This window comes from Pseudomonas sp. AU11447, assembly GCF_001672555.2.
In the GTDB taxonomy this organism is placed as follows: domain Bacteria; phylum Pseudomonadota; class Gammaproteobacteria; order Pseudomonadales; family Pseudomonadaceae; genus Pseudomonas; species Pseudomonas nitroreducens.
This window is the reverse complement of the sequence record NZ_LZDG02000046.1, coordinates 70,841-88,619: the sequence shown is the minus strand read 5'-3', so window position 1 is coordinate 88,619 and position 17,779 is coordinate 70,841. Positions and strand designations below refer to the sequence as shown.

The following is a 17,779-nucleotide window of genomic DNA, read 5'->3' as shown; positions in this document are numbered from 1 at the left end:
TAAAAATGACCGACGCCATCCGCTTTGAAAAAGGCCAGGACAATATCGTCGTCCTGACCATGGACATGCCCGGCCAGAGCGCCAACACCATGAACGGTGTCTACCGCGAGGCCATGGCCGCCACTGTCGCGCGCCTGGAAGCCGAGAAGGACTCGATCGCCGGCGTGGTGATCACCTCCGCGAAGAAGACCTTCTTCGCCGGCGGCGATCTCAATGAACTGATCAAGGTCACCAAGGCGGACGCCAAGGCCTTCTACGAAGGCATCCTGGTGCTCAAGGGCCAGCTGCGCCGCCTGGAAACCCTCGGCAAGCCGGTAGTTGCCGCCATCAACGGCGCGGCGCTGGGTGGCGGCTGGGAAATCTGCCTGGCCTGCCACCACCGCATCGCCCTGGACGAAAGCCACGTCCAACTCGGCCTGCCGGAAGTCACCCTGGGCCTGCTGCCCGGTGGCGGCGGGGTAGTGCGCATGGTGCGCCTGCTGGGGCTGGAGAAGGCCCTGCCGTACCTGGCCGAAGGCAAGAAAGTGCGCCCGGACCAGGCGCTCAAGGCCGGTCTGATCCATCAGTTGGCCTCCAGCCGCGACGAGATGCTGAGCAAGGCCCGCGAGTGGATCGCCGCCAACCCGGCCGCCAAGCAACCGTGGGACAGCGCCGGCTACAAGATCCCCGGCGGCACGCCGTCCAGCCCGGCCGTGGCACAGATGCTCGCCATCGCCCCGTCCGTGCTGCGCGACAAGACCAAAGGCTGCTTCCCGGCACCGGAGAAGATCATGTGCGCTGCCGTCGAAGGCGCCCAGGTGGACTTCGATACCGCGCAGCTGATCGAGGCGCGCTACTTCACCGAGCTGACCACCGGCCAGGTGGCGAAGAACATGATCGGCACCTTCTGGTTCCAGCTCAACGAGATCAACGCCGGCAAATCCCGTCCGCAAGGCATCCCGCCGCAGCAGACGAAGAAGGTCGGTGTCGTCGGCGCCGGCATGATGGGCGCGGGTATCGCCTACGTCTCGGCCGCCGCCGGCATCGAGGTGGTGCTCAAGGACGTTTCCATCGAAGCGGCGGAAAAGGGCAAGGCGTACTCCGCCGGCCTGCTGGACAAGAAAGTCGGCAGGGGCCAGATGACAGCCGAGAAACGCGACGCCTTCCTCGCCCGCATCAAGCCGACCGCCAGTGACGCCGATTTCGAAGGCTGTGACCTGATCATCGAAGCCGTGTTCGAGGACCGTGGCCTGAAGGCCAAGGTCAGCGCTGCTGCGGAATCCGCCGCGCTGGCGGACGCGGTGATCGCCTCCAACACCTCGACCCTGCCGATCACCGGCCTGGCCGAAGCCGTCGCGCAGCCGCAGAAATTCATCGGCCTGCACTTCTTCAGCCCGGTGGACAAGATGCCGCTGGTGGAGATCATCCGCGGCGAGAAGACCGACGACGCCACTCTGGCCCGCGCCTTCGACTACGTCCTGCAGATCAAGAAGACCCCGATCGTCGTCCACGACAGCCGCGGCTTCTTCACCTCCCGCGTGTTCGGCACCTTCACCAACGAAGGCCTGGCGATGCTCGGCGAAGGCGTGTCGGCGGCGATGATCGAGAACCAGGCGCGCCAGGCCGGCATGCCGGTGGGCCCGCTGGCGATCAGCGACGAAGTCTCCATGAGCCTGATGACCCATATCCGCGAGCAGACCCGCAAGGACCTGGAAGCCGAAGGCAAGCAATTGCCAAAGCATCCGGCCTTCGCCGTGGTGGACCTGATGGTCAACGAGTACAAGCGCCCGGGCAAAGCCGCTGGCGCCGGCTTCTACGACTATCCGGCCAACGGCAAGAAGCATCTGTGGCCTGAGCTGAAACAGCGCTTCGAAAAGGCTGACGCGCAGATTTCCGCCGAGGACGTGCGCGACCGCATTCTCTTCGTGCAGGCTATCGAGACGGTGCGCTGCGTGGAGGAGGGCGTGCTGACCTCCACCGCCGACGCCAACATCGGCTCGATCTTCGGCATTGGCTTCGCGGCCTGGAGCGGCGGCGCGCTGCAGTTCATCAACCAGTACGGCCTGAAGGACTTCGTCGCCCGCGCCCAGTACCTGGCCGAGCAGTACGGCGAGCGCTTCCTGCCGCCGGCGCTGCTGCTGGAGAAGGCCGCGCGCAACGAGCCCTTCTGATGGGCTCTTGGTAGGAGCGAGCTTGCTCGCGAACGGGCTCGCAGCGGGATTGGGTTCGCGAGCAAGGACTAGGCGTTCCCCTCGCTCCTACAGAAAAACCGGCCTTGGTGGCCGGTTTTTTCTTGCCTGTACAAGCCGTAGGATGGCGCCTTCCGAATTGCAAGGACCGCACCGATGACCGCTCCCGCCCTGTTGATCATCGACCAGCAGAAAGGCATGCGTGACAGCCCCGCCCCACGCAACAACCCGCAGGCCGAACGGCGCATCGGTGAGCTACTGGCAGCCTGGCGCCAGGCAGGCTGGCCGGTGGTTCACGTGCGGCACATTTCCCGTACACCAGGCTCACCGTTCTGGCCCGGCCAGCCCGGCGCGGAATTCCAGCCGGAGCTGGCGCCGCTGGAGCACGAGCACGTGGTGGAGAAGAACGTCCCCGACGCCTTCATCAACAGCGCCCTGGAACGCTGGTTGCGCGTGCGCGGCATCGAATCGGTGGTGATCTGCGGCGTGAGTACCAACAACTCGGTGGAATCCACGGCCCGCACCGCGGGCAACCTGGGCTTCTTCGTCCAGGTGGTGGCGGATGCCTGCTTCGCCTTCGATAAGCGCGATTTCAGCGGCATGCTGCGCAGCGCGGAGGAAGTCCATGCGATGTCCCTGGCCAACCTGCAAGGCGAATACGCGCAGGTAGTGGACGCGAACTTGGTTCTGCGCGAGCGGTCATTGGACTGAATCCTTGCCAACCGGCCGTCACCCTTGTGCGTCGGTGCAATTGAAGGAAGTCGTTTTTTCCGGTATTTCCCCTGAAATTCCTGCACAAGAATCCGCTCGGTATCTTGTGCGGTGAAAAAATAGGGCGTAATTTTCACGCGCGTTTCATCAGTGTCAGGATAACCACTCTTATCAGCCGCCAACCCCCCAGGAATCACCCCTGCATGTCGTTGCACATCTGCATTCTGGAAACCGACATCCTCCGCCCCGAACTCATCGATCAGTACAAGGGCTATGGCTGGATGTTCCAGCAACTGTTCGCCAAGCAACCCGTTCCGGCCGAGTTCAAGGTCTACAACGTGGTGGAAGGGCATTACCCGCCCGATGATGAGAAGTTCGATGCGTACCTGGTGACTGGCAGCAAGGCGGACTCCTTCGGCACTGATCCCTGGATCCAGACCCTCAAGGACTACGTGCTCAAGCTCTACCAGCGCGGCGACAAGCTGCTGGGCGTGTGCTTTGGCCACCAGTTGCTGGCGCTGGTGCTAGGCGGCAAGACCGAGCGTGCCAGCCAGGGCTGGGGCGTGGGTATCCACGACTACCGCATCGAGGAGCAGCCCGAGTGGATGAGCCCGTCGCTGGGTGATGGCCTGACCCTGCTGGTCAGCCACCAGGACCAGGTCACCGAGCTGCCCCACGGCGCGCGCCGCATCGCTTCCAGCGATTTCTGCCCGAACGCCGCCTACGCCATCGGTGATCAGGTGCTGTGCTTCCAGGGCCACCCGGAGTTCCAGAGCGACTATTCCCAGGCGATCCTGGAGCTGCGCAAGCACATCTTCAGCGAGCCGGTGTTCCAGTCCGGCATCGACAGCCTTGCGCGCCCGCACCAGGGCACGGCGGTGGGCGAGTGGATGATGCGCTTCGTCCAGCAGGGCAGCGACGAGAAGAAGAAAGCCGAGAAGAAAAGCGCTGCCTGATTTTTGCCGCTCTTACTGAAAACGCCGCTCAGATGAGCGGCGTTTTCGTTTGCGCAGGTGTCAGGCTGAACAGCTTTTGTAGGATCGGTGGAGCGCAGCGATACCCATGCAGGCCGGTACGTATCATTCAATGGGTATCGCTGCGCTCCACGCCATCCTACGTTCCGCGTCGCCGAATGGCCGCCAATGGTCTCTATAGCCAATCTGCCTGCTTGAAGCTGATATACAACCCGACGCAGCCCAGCGCCAGCAGCCCCATGATCAGGAAGTAGCCGTAGTGCCAGTGCAGTTCCGGGATGTATTCGAAGTTCATCCCGTAGATACCGGCCACGGCGGTGGGGAAGGCGAGGATGGCCGCCCAGGCAGCGAATTTGCGCTGCACCACGCTCTGCCGTGAGGACTCCAGCGCCAGCCCGACTTCGATGGTCTGGCTGGCGACGTCGCGCAAAGTGGTGAGGTCTTCCAGGAGGCGGTTCACGTGGATTGCCACGTCGCGGAAGTAGGGCCGCATCTGTTTGTCGATGAAGGGAAAGTCCAGGCGCTGCAGTTCCTGGCAGATCTCCACCATGGGCGCGGCGTAGTGCTTGAGCTTGAGCACCTCGCGGCGCAGGCCGTAGATCTTCTCGATCTGCTCCTGGGTCAGCGACTTGCGCAGCACCTGCTGCTCCACTTCCTCGATCTCCTCGCGGATCGCTTCCACCACCGGTTCGTAGTTGCTCATCACGAAATCCAGCAGGGCATAGAGCACGAAGTCGGTGCCATGGGCCAGCAGCAGCGGCCGGGCTTCGCAGCGCTGTCGGACCTGGGAGTAGGACTGGGAGAAACCATGTCGCGCGCTGATGATGTAGCCGATGCCGGCAAACAGGTGGGTTTCGACGAACATCAGTCGGCTATCGGCGCGGATCGGCGAATAGATGACGATGAACAGGGCATCACCAAAGGTTTCCAGCTTCGGCCGGCTGTGCTTTTCCAGGGCGTCGGAGACAGCCAGTTCGTGAAGGTTGAACTGCCGTTGCAGGTTGAACATTTCTTCCGGCGTCGGCTCCTGCAGGCCGGTCCAGACAAAGTGGTCGGGCTGGCAGGCCCATCGATAGCCGTCCTCGAGCGGAATATCGGAAACCTTGCGGCCCTTGCTGTAGACGGCGGAAGCGATGACTCGGCCCATGCTGAAACCCACCCTGCTCTTGGATCGGTCGGGAGTCGTTCTGCAGGGATTGAGTGTTGGCCAGCCTGGCGAGACGCGCCAGTGAAGTGCAGTCAGGAGTGGGGAGTGAGGGCGGCCTGGATACCTTGCAGCGCGACGGGCACCGCCTGGTTGAAACGCTCGAAGAGCCCGTTGCGGTCGACATTGTCCACTGGAGCACGGCGCGCGCCGTCGAAGCCGGCAGTGAGCGCCGTGACCACCAGGATCACGATGGTATAGAGCCCCAGGGCGGCGAGGGCGCCGTTGCGGGCATAGCGGTGGGCTTGGCGATTCATGCTGGCGACTCGGGGACCGGGATGGGATGGCCCAGTGTCGCTTTGGCCAATTCGATTGAATAACGATGCCGGTTGGTTCCCGGTATCAGGCGAATTGATAGATGGCGGGGCAACGACCAGGCGCAAGGCTGCGGGTGGTGGGATCTCGTCGGACGTTTCCGGGACTCTGGCGGTCTTCATGGCTGCTTGACCCTCGTCAAGGAGGGGGCGGTTGCCTGGCGTAGCGTGGAAATCAGACGGTGGCGCGAAGCTGCCACGGACTCCCAGGACGCAAGGAACTCCCCATGATTCGATACGTTGAAGGCGACATTCTGCTGAGCAAGGCCCAGGTCATCGCGCACGGTATTGCGCCGCAGGACCATTTCGATAGCGGCCTGGCGCTGGACCTGCGCGAACGCTGGCCGTCGATGGTTCGCGATTACCGTCACGCGTCGCACTCGAAGGCGCCCAGACCGGGTTCGATCTGGATCTGGTCGGGCGTGGACGCCGATGGCTCCACCCGCTGCATCGCCAACCTGCTCACCCAGGGCATGCAGGGCGAGGGGCGCGGTGCTAAGCCTGCCGAAGCGACACTGGAAAACGTCAGCCATTGCCTGAAGGAACTGGCGAAATACCTGCAGAGTGAGCGCGTTGAAAGCGTTGCGCTGCCCTGTCTGGCAACGGGTGTCGGTGGGTTGGAGTGGAAGGACGTCAAGCCACTGGTGGAACGCTACCTGGGTGACCTGGCCGCCACAGTGTGGGTCTATGAGACCTACCGCCGGGGAGTCGTGGCCGCCGAAGGGCTCTGAGGCCGCTGCGTCGTCGCCCCTGAAAAGCCCGGCTTCACGCCGGGCTTTCGGCTTCGGGCTCGACTGCATGACGTCACCTGCTGCAGGCGGCTGGAGGGGTGTAAAGGTCTCAGCCCTGCTTGGCAGCGGCTTCGACATTCACCTTGCTGGCAGACTGCTCGGACTGTTGCTGCTGGATGGCGGCCTGGGTCATGTGAACCATGCGGTCCTGCATCAGCGGGGACTCTTCGGCGAAGCTGGCTTGAGCGGCAAAGGCAGTAGCGGCGGCCAGGACGCTGGCGGCGATGATGTTGAGTTTCATGATGAACACCTCCGGTTGGTTTTGCTTGGGTTCATCTATAGGTTAATGCGTAATAATTTTTGAAAAATAGCAAACAGGCTTAATCAGTGTTGCTCTTTAGGTAACAGTGTGGGCATGAAAAAGCCCGGCACAGGCCGGGCTTTTCGTTCTCGAGCGATCAGGCCAGGTGGTTCTTGTCCAGCTCGATGGACTTGTCGAGGGTTTCCAGCAACTGCTTGCGCACTTTCAGCTTGGTATTGCGGTGGGCTGTCATGTTCAGCTTTTTCAGGTGCTGTGCGGCTTCCAGGGCAGCGGCCTGGAGTTGCTCGGCCGGTACCACCTTGTCGAGGAAGCCGGCGTCCACGGCGTCGCGCGGGTTGAACATCTCCGCGTTCACTACCGAGCGGGTGAAGGCAGAGCGGCGCAGGCGGTCACGGGCCAGTTCGATGCCGACGTGGTGCATGGTCATGCCGATGGCCACTTCGTTCAGGCCGATCTGGAACGGACCATCGACGCCGATGCGGTAGTCCGCCGAAAGCAGGATGAAGGCGCCCTTGGCTACCGCGTGGCCGGTGCAGGCGACGATGACCGGGAACGGGTGCGACAGCATGCGGCGCGCCAGGGTCGAGCCCGCGGCCACCAGGTTCACGGCGTTCTCCGGGCCGGAGGTCATCACCTTGAGGTCGTAGCCGCCAGAGAGAATGCCCGGCTGGCCAGTGACAATGACAATCGCACGGTCCTTCTCCGCCTGGTCCAGGGCCTGGTTGAAGGCATCGATGACCGCCGGGGAGATGGCGTTCACCTTGCCGTTGTTCAGGGTCAGGGTGGCGATGCCGTCTTCGAATTGGTAGCTGATCAGCTCACTCATGGCAGAGGGTCCTGGGTTGGAGTCCTTGGATTGGAAGTGGCCAGAACATACTGACGCCGGGAGGGGGCGTAAAGCGTTTTGACTGACTGGTGAGTCAGGCGCTTGCCACAGAAATGGAGAGATTTCTGTGCGCTATGCACGCAAATTCCTGAGGTGCTCATAGAGAGGTCCTAGGCGTGCTGTTAAGCTGCCAGCATCCCCGCGTCCCCCCTCGCACAATCCAGGATGTGCCTGTCATGTCGAAGATTCTCAAGTGGTCCCTCTTTGCCGTCGTCGCGATCGCCCTGATCATCAAGGCGTCGCTCTGGCTCTCCGTGCGTAGCGTGGTGAACGACGCCATTGCCCGTGTCTCGCCGTTCATGGAGATCACCTATGGCGGCATTTCCTCGTCTTTCGACGGTCGGGTGGGGCTGCAGAACGTGGTGATCAGGGTGCCGATGGCCGGTGACAGCCTGAAGGTTTCCCATGCACAGCTGAAGTTCAATGGCCTGCGCGAACTGCTCAGCTTCAAGGAACGCCTGGGCGAGGGCAAGCTGCCGGAGCAGATGGCGGTGGACCTGAAGGGCGTTGAACTGCAGATTCACGGCCCGTTCATGCAGTCGCTGTACGCCCAGCCGGCGGAGAAGAGCGCCTTCACCGCCATGAGCGAAGTGGCCTGCGGCAACGTACGCAACATCGGTGTCGATGAGCTGCTGCAGATGGGTTACCGCACCCTCGAATCGGACATCGAGTTCTCCTACCGCCTGCAGCCGGGCGCGCAGACCCTGACCTTCGACCTGCGTAGCGACACCCGCGACATGCTGGACATGCACACCAGCATGACGCTGATGAACGTCTCCGAGCGCCCGGGCGATATGCGTGTGAACCCTCCGCGAGTGTCTCAGGTCGTCGTCGAGATGAACGACAACCAGTACCAGCGCCGAGTCAGCGAGTTCTGCCGGGGCAAGCTGGGCGTGGACCAGAAGGCGTATACCGCGCTCTCGCTGGAACAGTTCGACAAGGCGCTGCGCCAACAGCGTATCGCCCTGGACAAGCCGGTGCTCGAGGCTTACGGCCGTTACCTGGAAGACCCGCGCTCGCTGCGCGTTGAGCTGACCCCCAGTGAGGGTATGGCCTGGGACGGCCTGCAATTTTTCGAGCCCAAGGATGTGATTCAGATGCTGCATCCGGTCGTCTTAGTAAACCAGCAGTCGGTTACACCGCTGGGATTCGCCTGGGTCGATCCGCTGAAGAAAAAAATCACGCCGGAAAGCCAATATCAAATGGTTTCGGCCCAAGAAACGGTTGAGTCGCAGGCCAGAACGCAGCAATATGAGTTCGTTAGCGTTGAAAGCCTTGCCCAGTACACCGGCAAGCGCCTGCAGTTCATCACGTTCGATGGTGCCTATTACCAGGGTGTGCTGCACAAGGTGGAGAACGGTCGAGCCTATATCACGGTCCTGATGGGGACCGGCTCGGCAGAAATGTTCCTCCGCCTGAACAAGATCAATCAGGTGCGGGTCATGTTGTGAGGCCCCCGGAAGGAGAGAGCAAGTGAGTGAGTCGTTGTCCATCCAGCATGATGAAACCAGCCACCAGTTCGTAACGACTGTTGATGGTCATCGCGCCTATCTGGCCTACATGGATCTGGGCAAGCAGACGCTCGACATCTATCGCACTTTCGTTCCGGACAGCCTTCGCGGCCGCGGCATTGCCGCCGCCCTCACCGAACACGCGCTGCAGTTCGCCGAGCGCAAGGGCTACAGCGTCATCCCGTCGTGCTCCTACGTGGAGCGCTACCTGGAGCGCCGTCAGCGCCACACTGATACCGCGCTCTGATCATCAGGGTGCAGAAACGAAAAGCCCGGCCAATGCCGGGCTTTTTTATGCCTGATGGAATTCCATTTCCGGCAGAAGTTCTGTAGGAGCGAGCTTGCTCGCGAAGGGTCTTCCTGCCCAGCGTCAAGCGCTTCGCGAGCAGGCTCGCTCCTACAAAAAGCACCGGTGCAGAATTTGCCAAAGAAAAAGCCGGGCATCTGCCCGGCTTCTTCCTGTCCGCTCGAAGCGTCAGCCGCGCTGGCGCTTGGGCAGGACGTCCTTGAGCTTGGCATGCATGCTGCGCACGGCCTTCTCGGTGGTGTCCCAGTCGATGCAGGCGTCGGTGATCGACACGCCGTATTTCAGCTGGCACAGATCCTTCGGGATCGGCTGAGCGCCCCAGCCCAGGTGGCTTTCCACCATCAGGCCGACGATGGAATTGTTGCCTTCGGCGATCTGGTTGGCGACGTTGTCCATCACCAGCGGCTGCAGGGCCGGGTCCTTGTTGGAGTTGGCATGGCTGCAGTCGACCATCACGTTGAGCGGGATCTTCGCCTTGGTCAGTTCCTGCTCGCACAGGGCGACGCTGACCGAGTCATAGTTCGGCTTGCCGTTGCCGCCGCGCAGCACCACGTGGCCGTAGGCGTTGCCCTTGGTTGTGACGATGGAGACGCCGCCTTCCTGGTTGATACCCAGGAAACGGTGCGGGCTGGAAACAGACTGCAGGGCGTTGATCGCCACGGTCAGGCTGCCGTCGGTGCCGTTCTTGAAGCCGACCGCCGAGGACAGGCCGGAGGCCATCTCGCGGTGGGTCTGGGATTCGGTGGTGCGTGCGCCGATGGCCGACCAGCTGATCAGGTCCTGCAGGTACTGCGGGGAGATCGGGTCGAGCGCTTCGGTGGCGGTGGGCAGGCCCATCTCGGCGAGGTCGCGCAGCAGCTGGCGGCCGATGTGCAGGCCGTCCTGGATCTTGAAGGAGTCGTCCAGGTACGGGTCGTTGATCAGGCCCTTCCAGCCGACGGTGGTACGCGGTTTCTCGAAGTACACGCGCATCACCAGGAACAGGGTGTCGGAGACTTCCGCGGCCAGCACCTTCAGGCGCTCGGCGTATTCGTGGGCGGCCTTGATGTCGTGGATCGAGCAGGGGCCGATCACCACGAACAGGCGGTGGTCCTTGCCGTCGAGGATGTCGCGGACGACCTGGCGGCCATTGGCGACGGTGCGCAGGGCGGCATCGGTCAGGGGGATTTCGCGCTTGAGCTGCTCCGGCGTGATCAGTGTCTCGTTGGAGGCAACGTTAAGGTCGTCGATCTGTAAATCAGCCATCGTGGTACTCAATCAGGTCACGGGTGCCGGCCGCCAGAAATCCCCGTGCGATGGGGCGCAGGCAAATGTGTCGCTAAGGGGAACCCGAACCTTAACCGTTCAGGCGTGGCCTCGACAATGGCTCGATGCAGGAAAGTGCCCGCAACACGGGCATTTGCGCAACTTTCTGCGCTGGGTCGATCAGACCGCGCAAAACAATGGGAAGTCCGCGGCGTTCTGCGCGATCCACTCCAGTGCCAGGTCCTCGAAAGGCAGGCTGTTGCCGCTGGCCCGTTCCCGCTGGCGGCGGTACTGCTCGATCTGGCAGACCTGCTCCACCATGCGTGCCCGGAACAGCGTGTCCTCGTCGATGAAGGCGATACCCACGCGATAGTCGCTGGCTTGCTTGCGGCTCCAGGCGATGATGCCGGGGTAGCGGGCGGAGTCGCCCAGCAGCGGGATGCGCAGTTCGATGGAGGTGCCGCGGCGAAAGCCCCGTGGCGAATTGCACGCGACACCGCCCAGGCTGATATTGTGCAACCGCTGGCGCGGCAGGAAAGTCTGTTTGCGGATGACCAGCTCGACCGGAAAATCGCAAGGGTGACGCAGGAACTGACGCATGACGGAACGCTCCGACTGCAATCTTTATAGTGTTGGCACCTTGAGTATAGTGCCGGCCCTGGAGCTGACCGACCTGGATGCCGACCGCCGGCTGCTGGAGCTGCCGGGCGTGTCGCTGCTGATTTTCACTGGGGAAGGCTGCTCCACCTGTCGCTGGGCGCGGCAGGCTCTGCCGCAGTTCCAATTGCCGGTGGATCGCCTGTGCTGGATCGATGCCGGGCACAGCGGCGGCCTGGTCGAGCGCTACGAAGTCTTCCACCTGCCTTCCCTGTTCCTGGTGCGTGACGGCCATTTCCTGGGCCCTGTCCATGCACCACTGCGCCCCGAACCCCTGATCCAAGCCCTGCGCGCTGCCCTGTCGCGCCCTGCTGAGGAGTTGCCTTGATGAATCTGCGAATCGGCATCATCGGAACCGGCGCCATTGGCGGTTTCTACGGCCTGATGCTGGCCCGCGCCGGCCACGACGTGCATTTCCTGCTGCGTAGCGAATACCCCGCTGTTGCGCAGAACGGCCTGCGCCTGAACAGCCAGGTGCATGGCACTCTGAGCCTGGCGCCAGTGAATGCCTATTCCGACGTGGCGAAGATGCCGCCCTGCGATTGGCTGCTGGTGGGCGCCAAGACCACCAGCAACGCAGACCTCGCACCGCTGATCATTCAGGCCGCTGCACAGGGGGCGAAGGTCCTGCTGCTGCAGAACGGCCTCGCCGTGGAAGACGAATTGCGGGCTCTGTTGCCCGAGCACATCCATCTGCTGGGTGGACTGTGCTTCATCTGCGTGCATCGCGCCGAGCCGGGTGTGATCGAGCACCAGGCCTTCGGCGGCGTCAACATCGGCTATCACTCCGGCCCTGCCGACGAGGCCGAGGCGCGCCAGGCGATGATCGTGGAGGAGGGCGCCGCACTGTTTCGCAGCGCCGGCCTGGACTCCAACGCCATGCCGAACCTGGAGCAGGCGCGCTGGCAGAAGCTGGTCTGGAACATCCCCTACAACGGCCTCTCCGTGCTGCTCGACAGCGGCACGCGGGCGATCATGGACAACCCTGACAGCCGCGCCCTGGTCGCCGAGCTGATGGAAGAAGTGATTGCCGGCGCCGCCGCCTGCGGGCATTCGCTGCCTTCGGGCATTGTTGGCGCCATGCTCAGCTCCACGGATGCCATGCCTGACTACCTGCCGAGCATGTACCATGACTTCGCCCAGCGCCGACCGCTGGAACTGGGCGCAATCTACGCGGCGCCGCTGGAAGCTGCACGCCGGGCCGGGTGCGAACTGCCGAAGATCGAGGCGCTGTATCGCGCGCTGCGCTTCATCGACGCGCGCAACCAGGCTCGCTGACGAACGCAGGGGGAAGCATGGCAAAAGGGTTGGGCGACAAGCTGGTGGTGGCGATTTCCTCGCGGGCGCTGTTCGATCTGCGGGAAAGCCATCAGGTCTATGAAAGCGAGGGTGTCGAGGCCTATCGCCAATACCAGATCGCCCGCGAGGACGAAGTCCTGCCGCCAGGCGATGCATTTGCCCTGGTGCAGAAGCTGCTGGCCCTCAATGGCGGGACCGACAGCGCGCCGGTGGAGGTCATCCTGGTCTCGCGCAACAGTGCCGACACCGGCCTGCGCGTGTTCAACTCCATCCAGCATTACGGCCTGGGCATCTCGCGCGCCGCCTTTGTAGGCGGCCGCAGCCCCTATCCGTACCTCAAGGCGTTCAACTGCCACCTGTTCCTCTCGACCCACATCGAGGATGTGCGCAACGCGCTGGATGCCGGCTTCGCCGCGGCAACCATTCTCTCCGGCGGCACCCGCCGGGAGGCCAATGGCGAGCTGCGTTTTGCCTTCGACGGCGATGCCGTGCTGTTCTCCGACGACTCCGAACGCGTCTACCAGCAGGGCGGGCTTGAAGCCTTCCAGACCCACGAGCGCGAGTCCGCCCGCGAGCCGCTGGGCGGCGGGCCGTTCAAGCCCTTCCTGGCGGCGCTGAACCGTGTGCAGCAGGCCTTCCCGCAGGAGTCCTGCCCGATCCGCACGGCGCTGGTCACTGCGCGGTCCGCCCCGGCCCACGAGCGGGTGATCCGCACGCTGCGCGAGTGGGATATCCGCCTGGACGAATCGCTGTTCCTCGGTGGTCTGGACAAGGCCGCTTTCCTCGAAGCCTTCGCTGCCGACGTGTTCTTCGACGACCAGCCGATGCACTGCGAGAAGGCCAGGGAGGTGGTGGCCACCGGTCATGTCCCCCACGGTGTGAGCAACGAGAAGAAGGTCGCCGGATAGCCGCTCGGCCGCGACATCCGGCCTTCTCGGAGCGATTCGCGTTCTCCTGCTACGCTGCTGGATAGGCCCCGCCGCGCAGGCTGTCGAGGAGGCCGCATGATCCGATCGATTCTTTACGCCACTGACCTCGGTCTCTACGCCCCCTATGTCCTTCAGCACGCACTCTCGCTGGCCCGTGCCTACGGAGCCGAGGTGTATGTCGTGCACGCGGTGGAGCCGCTGGGGCTGTTCGCCGAGTCTGTCCTGCAGACCTATCTGGACGAAGGCACGCTGAACGAGATGCGCACCAATGGCCTGACCAACGTCATGGGCAGCATCGAGCAGCGGGTGATGGAGGGGTTCCGCGACGAACTGGGGGAAGCGCGCCAGGATGCCGAACTGATCCGTTCAGTGCGCGTGGTGCAGGGGGATGCGCCGATGGTGATCCTCGATGAAGCCAAGCGCCTGGGCGTCGACATCATAGTCGCCGGCAGCCACAGCCACGGGGAGGGGCTGAACACGCCACTGGGGCGCACCGCCGGGCGGCTCGTGCAACTGGCCGAGGTGCCGGTCTACCTGGTACCGATGCTGCAGCATCGCTGAGCGCTTTGTGACGATACGTCGGGCAAGCCCGGAATTTGCGTGGGGCTTTAGACGAATGGCATGCAGGGCAAAAAAAAACGTCTAGTTTTATTCCTTAAACCATTAATATGGTTATAAAACGACAAGCCCCTGATCGCGGGTCGCGACATTCATTTCGAGGAAAGTCCATGAAGCTTCAGCAACTGCGCTATATCTGGGAAGTCGCGCACCACGATCTGAACGTCTCGGCCACCGCCCAAAGCCTCTATACCTCCCAGCCCGGCATCAGCAAGCAGATCCGCCTGCTGGAAGACGAACTGGGTGTCGAAGTCTTCGCTCGCAGCGGCAAGCATCTGACCCGCGTCACCCCCGCCGGCGAGCGCATCATCACCACGGCCGGCGAGATCCTGCGCAAGGTCGAAAGCATCAAGCAGATCGCCCAGGAGTTCTCCAACGAGAAGAAGGGCACCCTGTCCATCGCCACCACCCACACCCAGGCGCGTTATGCGCTGCCTGGCGTGATCAGTGGTTTCATCAAGCAGTATCCGGACGTCTCCCTGCACATGCACCAGGGCACGCCGATGCAGATCGCCGAGATGGCCGCCGACGGCACCGTCGATTTCGCCATCGCCACCGAGGCGCTGGAGCTGTTCGGTGACCTGATCATGATGCCCTGCTACCGCTGGAACCGTTGCGTGATCGTGCCCCAGGGCCACCCGCTGACCAAGGTGCCGAAGCTGACCCTGGAGCTGCTGGCCGAGCAGCCCATCGTCACCTACGTGTTCGGCTTCACCGGCCGCTCCAAGCTGGACGAGGCCTTCAACCAGCGCGGCCTGGTGCCCAAGGTGGTGTTCACCGCGGCCGACGCCGACGTGATCAAGACATACGTGCGCCTGGGCCTGGGCGTCGGCATCGTCGCCCACATGGCGGTCGATCCGAAGCTGGACAGCGATCTGGTGATGCTCGACGCCAGCCACCTGTTCGAATCCAGCGTGACCAAGATCGGCTTCCGTCGCGGCACCTTCCTGCGCGGTTTCATGTGCGACTTCATCGAGAAGTTTGCCCCGCACCTGACCCGCGACCTGTTGGCCAAGGCCGTGCAGTGCCACAACAAGACCGAGCTGGACGAACTGTTCGACGGTATCGAACTGCCGGTCTACTGAGTACGACGGCGGCAGAAAAACGCCCGGCTCGGCCGGGCGTTTTCACGTCTGCACCTCAGGCGCGAACCCAGCCGCGCCGAATCAGCGGGGCCAGCCACCGGCGATGGATGTTCTCTGCTGCCTGGGTGCAGCGTGTTCCGCAGTGCTCCCAGCCCATCCACACCAGCGTGTTGCCGATGGCCGCGAGGGCGCAGCCGCCGAACAGGTCCAGCGGAAAATGAATACCCAGATAGACCCGTGCCAATCCGACCAGAATGCCGATCACGGCAAGCAGGCTACCCGCCAGGATGACTCCATCGCACAGCAGGCTAAGTGCCGCGCAGGCGAACAGGGTCATGTGGTCGCTGGGGAACGAGGCATTGGCGGCGTGATTCAGCCAGGCATGGCCAAGCCCCATGACGAAGGGGCGAGGCATAGGCCATAGCAGACCGATGGCCTGGGCCAAGGTCAGGCCCGTCGCCATGACGAGCACAGCCCGCAACAACGCATTGCGTTTCACGGAGTTGCCCCGGCACCAGAGCCACAGCAGTGCCAGCGGAAGCAGGAATAGCGGCACCGTGGCGACCAGTTGGGCCAGATGAATCAGTCCGGCGGGGGTGTCCGGGCGGGCGTTGATGGAGATGAACAGGGATTGATTGAGGGCCTCCAGCAGATTGCTGGGGGCGGGTGGAAGCGCGCTTGGCATCGGGAGAGGACTGACAGGTGGCCGGGCATGAAGTCAGCAAGCCTATTCGCGGGAGTGTGAAGGACGCGTTAAGGCGCGGGCAGCGGGTGCTGTGCGCGAAGAAATGCGTGCGTCACAGATTGTCGAGGTCGTCGCGCCGCGCCAGTTCAGCGAGGGCCTCGCGTGAGTCCAGCGGTAGCTCTCCACGGCCTTCGAGCACCTCGTGGAGGAAGCTCATGAACACCGTGTAGACGACCTCGCGGCCGTCATCGTGACGAACGATGAAGAACGGCGCGGTGTCCACGCCGTACTGTGCGGCGACCAGCCAGCCGGTGCTGGCGGGGTTGCGCTCGTCGGCGACCAGGGTGCGGTCGATGCGGCTCAGGTAGCCGCCCTTGACCAGGCGTTCGTGCACTTCGCGGCACTTGCGGCAGTCCTGGCCATCGGCCAGGACCTTTTTCACCAGGGTGATACGCATGGGATCGACTCCGCCGCAGGCGTGCAGGAGTCCGATCCTGAGCTGCGGGCTGACAAGGAATTTTCCGTCAGCCGAGGGTAAGGCTTCAGGCCTTGCTGATCAAATTGCCAGCGTGCAGGCCGCACTCTTTCTGTGTGGCTTCTTCCCACCACCAGCGGCCTTCGCGCTCGTGCTGGTTCGGCAGCACGGGGCGGGTGCAGGGCTCGCAGCCGATGCTGATGAAGCCGCGCTCATGCAGGCTGTTGTAGGGGATTTCCAGCATGCGGATGTAGGCCCAGACGTCTTCGCTGCTCATGTTGGCCAGCGGGTTGAACTTGACCAGCGGCTTTTCCGGAGTGGAGAAGGCGCCGTCCAGTTCGACCATAGCGACCTGGCTGCGGGTGCCGGGGCTCTGGTCCTTGCGCTGGCCGGTGGCCCAGGCGGTCACGGTGGAGAGTTTGCGCTTGAGCGGCTCGATCTTGCGGATGCCGCAGCACTCGCCGTGACCGTCCTTGAAGAAGCTGAACAAGCCCTTTTCCTTGACGAACGGCTCCAGCAGGCGAGGGTCCGGGGTCATCACCTCGATGGCGATACCATAGTGCTCGCGGACCTGTTCAATGAAGCGGTAGGTCTCCGGATGCAGGCGGCCGGTGTCCAGGCTGAATACCTTGACGTTCTTGTTGAGCTTCCAGGCCATGTCCACCAGCACCACGTCCTCGGCGCCGCTGAAGGAAATCCACAGGTCGTCGCCGAAGTGCTCGAAGGCAAACTTCAGGATGTCCTGCGGGGATTTGCTGGCGTAGCTCGCGGCGATTTCCGCGATATCGAACGGGAGGCTCATCAGGCGGTATTCCTAGTTTTAATGGCGCAGTGCGCTCTGTGGGCGCGATGGTAGCAAAGAGGCGGATATGCCCCTAAATAACCATCAGGAAGGTCGACTGAGGTGTTTGGGTATAAGCGCCGCGTTGCGCCGCTTGGAGCGAGCGGCTAGAGTGCCGCCTCTCAAGTCAATCCTGCGGGGAAATCGTTCGTGGAAATCGCCTGTCTCGACCTGGAAGGGGTTCTGGTTCCGGAAATCTGGATCGCCTTCGCTGAAAAAACCGGTATCGAAGCGCTCAAGGCGACGACTCGCGATATTCCGGACTACGACGTGCTGATGAAGCAGCGTCTGCGCATCCTCGACGAGCACGGCCTGAAGCTGTCCGACATCCAGGAAGTGATCGCCACCCTGAAGCCGCTGGAAGGCGCCGTGGAGTTCGTCGATTGGCTGCGCGAGCGCTTCCAGGTGGTGATCCTTTCCGACACCTTCTATGAGTTCTCCCAGCCGCTGATGCGCCAGCTCGGTTTCCCGACCCTGCTGTGCCACAAGCTGATCACCGACGAGACCGATCGCGTGGTGGATTACCAGCTGCGCCAGAAGGATCCGAAGCGTCAGTCGGTCATCGCCTTCAAGAGCCTGTACTACCGTGTCATCGCCGCTGGCGATTCCTACAACGACACCACCATGCTCTCCGAAGCCCACGCCGGCATCCTGTTCCATGCGCCGGAAAACGTGATTCGCGAGTTCCCGCAGTTCCCGGCGGTGCACACCTATGAGGACCTGAAGAAGGAATTCCTCAAGGCGTCCAATCGCCCGCTCAGCCTGTAAGACCGGCTGTGATGAAAAAGCCCCGCGGATGCGGGGCTTTTTCTTATCG

Annotated in this window: 21 protein-coding genes; 12 read left to right on the top strand and 9 right to left on the bottom strand. The window is 63.0% G+C overall.

The genetic code is table 11. From position 1 onward, the window contains the following. Window positions 1-5: 5 nt before the first annotated feature. The 3 genes from A6723_RS16390 (at window position 6) to A6723_RS16380 (ending at window position 3,835) form a co-directional block, all read left to right on the top strand. Window positions 6-2,150, top strand: a complete 2,145-nt coding sequence (locus A6723_RS16390) for a 3-hydroxyacyl-CoA dehydrogenase NAD-binding domain-containing protein (protein WP_054908480.1) — start codon at window positions 6-8, stop codon at window positions 2,148-2,150. A 174-nt stretch (window positions 2,151-2,324) separates the two neighbouring features. Then, entirely contained in the window at window positions 2,325-2,879 is a 555-nt protein-coding gene (locus A6723_RS16385) for a cysteine hydrolase family protein (protein WP_054908481.1), read from the top strand. Window positions 2,880-3,082: 203 nt separating this feature from the next. Then, complete coding sequence (locus A6723_RS16380) at window positions 3,083-3,835, top strand: amidotransferase (RefSeq protein WP_054908482.1); 753 nt, start codon at window positions 3,083-3,085, stop codon at window positions 3,833-3,835. A gap of 193 nt (window positions 3,836-4,028) precedes the next feature. On the opposite strand, the gene A6723_RS16375 is transcribed toward A6723_RS16380, so the two are convergent. Both A6723_RS16375 and A6723_RS16370 read right to left on the bottom strand, forming a co-directional pair. Continuing rightward, complete coding sequence (locus A6723_RS16375; RefSeq protein ID WP_054908483.1) at window positions 4,029-5,000, bottom strand: magnesium and cobalt transport protein CorA; 972 nt, start codon at window positions 4,998-5,000, stop codon at window positions 4,029-4,031. A 92-nt stretch (window positions 5,001-5,092) separates the two neighbouring features. Continuing rightward, on the bottom strand, window positions 5,093-5,314 hold the full coding sequence (locus A6723_RS16370; RefSeq protein WP_037010437.1) for a hypothetical protein: 222 nt from the start codon (window positions 5,312-5,314) through the stop codon (window positions 5,093-5,095). 284 nt (window positions 5,315-5,598) lie between these two features. Between A6723_RS16370 and A6723_RS16365 the strand changes: the two genes are divergently transcribed. Beyond that, entirely contained in the window at window positions 5,599-6,102 is a 504-nt protein-coding gene (locus tag A6723_RS16365; RefSeq protein ID WP_054908484.1) for a macro domain-containing protein, read from the top strand. Between the two features lie 109 nt (window positions 6,103-6,211). Here the strand turns inward: A6723_RS16365 and A6723_RS16360 are convergent, their stop codons facing one another. Together A6723_RS16360 and A6723_RS16355 are read right to left on the bottom strand one after the other, a co-directional pair. After that, a complete protein-coding gene (locus A6723_RS16360; RefSeq protein ID WP_024765460.1) occupies window positions 6,212-6,403 on the bottom strand; it encodes a hypothetical protein in 192 nt (63 codons plus the stop codon). A 157-nt stretch (window positions 6,404-6,560) separates the two neighbouring features. Next, complete coding sequence (locus A6723_RS16355) at window positions 6,561-7,250, bottom strand: crotonase/enoyl-CoA hydratase family protein (protein ID WP_054908485.1); 690 nt, start codon at window positions 7,248-7,250, stop codon at window positions 6,561-6,563. 236 nt (window positions 7,251-7,486) lie between these two features. Between A6723_RS16355 and A6723_RS16350 the strand changes: the two genes are divergently transcribed. Beyond that, window positions 7,487-8,761, top strand: a complete 1,275-nt coding sequence (locus tag A6723_RS16350) for a hypothetical protein (protein WP_054908486.1) — start codon at window positions 7,487-7,489, stop codon at window positions 8,759-8,761. Window positions 8,762-8,783: 22 nt separating this feature from the next. After that, window positions 8,784-9,068, top strand: coding sequence for a GNAT family N-acetyltransferase (locus A6723_RS16345; RefSeq protein WP_024765462.1), 285 nt, complete (start codon window positions 8,784-8,786; stop codon window positions 9,066-9,068). A 228-nt stretch (window positions 9,069-9,296) separates the two neighbouring features. Here the strand turns inward: A6723_RS16345 and A6723_RS16340 are convergent, their stop codons facing one another. Both A6723_RS16340 and A6723_RS16335 read right to left on the bottom strand, forming a co-directional pair. Continuing rightward, the gene (locus tag A6723_RS16340) at window positions 9,297-10,373 is read right to left on the bottom strand and encodes a 3-deoxy-7-phosphoheptulonate synthase (protein WP_024765463.1); all 1,077 of its coding nucleotides are present in this window, start codon (window positions 10,371-10,373) and stop codon (window positions 9,297-9,299) included. Window positions 10,374-10,553: 180 nt separating this feature from the next. Continuing rightward, on the bottom strand, window positions 10,554-10,973 hold the full coding sequence (locus A6723_RS16335; RefSeq protein WP_024765464.1) for a PilZ domain-containing protein: 420 nt from the start codon (window positions 10,971-10,973) through the stop codon (window positions 10,554-10,556). On the opposite strand from A6723_RS16335, the gene A6723_RS16330 reads away from it, so the two are divergent. From A6723_RS16330 to cysB, 5 genes are all read left to right on the top strand, one after another. After that, the gene (locus A6723_RS16330) at window positions 10,972-11,358 is read left to right on the top strand and encodes a hypothetical protein (protein WP_054908487.1); all 387 of its coding nucleotides are present in this window, start codon (window positions 10,972-10,974) and stop codon (window positions 11,356-11,358) included. The genes A6723_RS16335 and A6723_RS16330 overlap by 2 nt on opposite strands. After that, window positions 11,358-12,308 carry a putative 2-dehydropantoate 2-reductase gene (locus A6723_RS16325; RefSeq protein WP_054908488.1) on the top strand — a complete coding sequence of 317 codons (951 nt, stop codon included), beginning with the start codon at window positions 11,358-11,360 and terminating at the stop codon, window positions 12,306-12,308. Before A6723_RS16330 ends, A6723_RS16325 begins: the two co-directional genes overlap by 1 nt. Window positions 12,309-12,325: 17 nt before the next feature. Beyond that, window positions 12,326-13,237 carry a 5'-nucleotidase gene (locus A6723_RS16320; RefSeq protein WP_054908489.1) on the top strand — a complete coding sequence of 304 codons (912 nt, stop codon included), beginning with the start codon at window positions 12,326-12,328 and terminating at the stop codon, window positions 13,235-13,237. 96 nt (window positions 13,238-13,333) lie between these two features. After that, window positions 13,334-13,819: a universal stress protein gene (locus A6723_RS16315; RefSeq protein WP_054908490.1), complete on the top strand. Its 486-nt coding sequence runs from the start codon at window positions 13,334-13,336 to the stop codon at window positions 13,817-13,819. Between the two features lie 167 nt (window positions 13,820-13,986). Further along, entirely contained in the window at window positions 13,987-14,961 is a 975-nt protein-coding gene (gene cysB, locus A6723_RS16310) for an HTH-type transcriptional regulator CysB (protein WP_024765699.1), read from the top strand. Between the two features lie 55 nt (window positions 14,962-15,016). Here the strand turns inward: cysB and A6723_RS16305 are convergent, their stop codons facing one another. The 3 genes from A6723_RS16305 to A6723_RS16295 all read right to left on the bottom strand — a co-directional run bounded on the left by A6723_RS16305 (window position 15,017) and on the right by A6723_RS16295 (window position 16,923). Further along, on the bottom strand, window positions 15,017-15,646 hold the full coding sequence (locus tag A6723_RS16305) for a phosphatase PAP2 family protein (RefSeq protein ID WP_054908491.1): 630 nt from the start codon (window positions 15,644-15,646) through the stop codon (window positions 15,017-15,019). 112 nt (window positions 15,647-15,758) lie between these two features. Beyond that, window positions 15,759-16,103, bottom strand: coding sequence for a hypothetical protein (locus A6723_RS16300; protein WP_054908492.1), 345 nt, complete (start codon window positions 16,101-16,103; stop codon window positions 15,759-15,761). 85 nt (window positions 16,104-16,188) lie between these two features. After that, a complete protein-coding gene (locus A6723_RS16295) occupies window positions 16,189-16,923 on the bottom strand; it encodes a phosphoadenylyl-sulfate reductase (protein ID WP_054908493.1) in 735 nt (244 codons plus the stop codon). 189 nt (window positions 16,924-17,112) lie between these two features. Here A6723_RS16295 and thrH point away from each other — a divergent pair, with 189 nt between their 5' ends. Further along, window positions 17,113-17,730, top strand: a complete 618-nt coding sequence (gene thrH, locus A6723_RS16290; RefSeq protein ID WP_024765701.1) for a bifunctional phosphoserine phosphatase/homoserine phosphotransferase ThrH — start codon at window positions 17,113-17,115, stop codon at window positions 17,728-17,730. Window positions 17,731-17,779: the final 49 nt, after the last annotated feature.

Coding starts and splice junctions, on each gene's coding strand:
- A6723_RS16325 (WP_054908488.1), top strand. CDS start 11,358: ATGAATCTGCGAATCGGCATCATCGGAACCGGCGCCATTGGCGGTTTC.
- A6723_RS16365 (WP_054908484.1), top strand. CDS start 5,599: ATGATTCGATACGTTGAAGGCGACATTCTGCTGAGCAAGGCCCAGGTC.
- A6723_RS16320 (WP_054908489.1), top strand. CDS start 12,326: ATGGCAAAAGGGTTGGGCGACAAGCTGGTGGTGGCGATTTCCTCGCGG.
- A6723_RS16355 (WP_054908485.1), bottom strand. CDS start 7,250: ATGAGTGAGCTGATCAGCTACCAATTCGAAGACGGCATCGCCACCCTG.
- A6723_RS16370 (WP_037010437.1), bottom strand. CDS start 5,314: ATGAATCGCCAAGCCCACCGCTATGCCCGCAACGGCGCCCTCGCCGCC.
- cysB (WP_024765699.1), top strand. CDS start 13,987: ATGAAGCTTCAGCAACTGCGCTATATCTGGGAAGTCGCGCACCACGAT.
- A6723_RS16330 (WP_054908487.1), top strand. CDS start 10,972: ATGACGGAACGCTCCGACTGCAATCTTTATAGTGTTGGCACCTTGAGT.
- A6723_RS16295 (WP_054908493.1), bottom strand. CDS start 16,923: ATGAGCCTCCCGTTCGATATCGCGGAAATCGCCGCGAGCTACGCCAGC.
- A6723_RS16300 (WP_054908492.1), bottom strand. CDS start 16,103: ATGCGTATCACCCTGGTGAAAAAGGTCCTGGCCGATGGCCAGGACTGC.
- A6723_RS16340 (WP_024765463.1), bottom strand. CDS start 10,373: ATGGCTGATTTACAGATCGACGACCTTAACGTTGCCTCCAACGAGACA.
- A6723_RS16350 (WP_054908486.1), top strand. CDS start 7,487: ATGTCGAAGATTCTCAAGTGGTCCCTCTTTGCCGTCGTCGCGATCGCC.
- A6723_RS16390 (WP_054908480.1), top strand. CDS start 6: ATGACCGACGCCATCCGCTTTGAAAAAGGCCAGGACAATATCGTCGTC.
- A6723_RS16305 (WP_054908491.1), bottom strand. CDS start 15,646: ATGCCAAGCGCGCTTCCACCCGCCCCCAGCAATCTGCTGGAGGCCCTC.
- A6723_RS16375 (WP_054908483.1), bottom strand. CDS start 5,000: ATGGGCCGAGTCATCGCTTCCGCCGTCTACAGCAAGGGCCGCAAGGTT.
- A6723_RS16385 (WP_054908481.1), top strand. CDS start 2,325: ATGACCGCTCCCGCCCTGTTGATCATCGACCAGCAGAAAGGCATGCGT.
- A6723_RS16335 (WP_024765464.1), bottom strand. CDS start 10,973: ATGCGTCAGTTCCTGCGTCACCCTTGCGATTTTCCGGTCGAGCTGGTC.
- A6723_RS16380 (WP_054908482.1), top strand. CDS start 3,083: ATGTCGTTGCACATCTGCATTCTGGAAACCGACATCCTCCGCCCCGAA.
- A6723_RS16315 (WP_054908490.1), top strand. CDS start 13,334: ATGATCCGATCGATTCTTTACGCCACTGACCTCGGTCTCTACGCCCCC.
- A6723_RS16360 (WP_024765460.1), bottom strand. CDS start 6,403: ATGAAACTCAACATCATCGCCGCCAGCGTCCTGGCCGCCGCTACTGCC.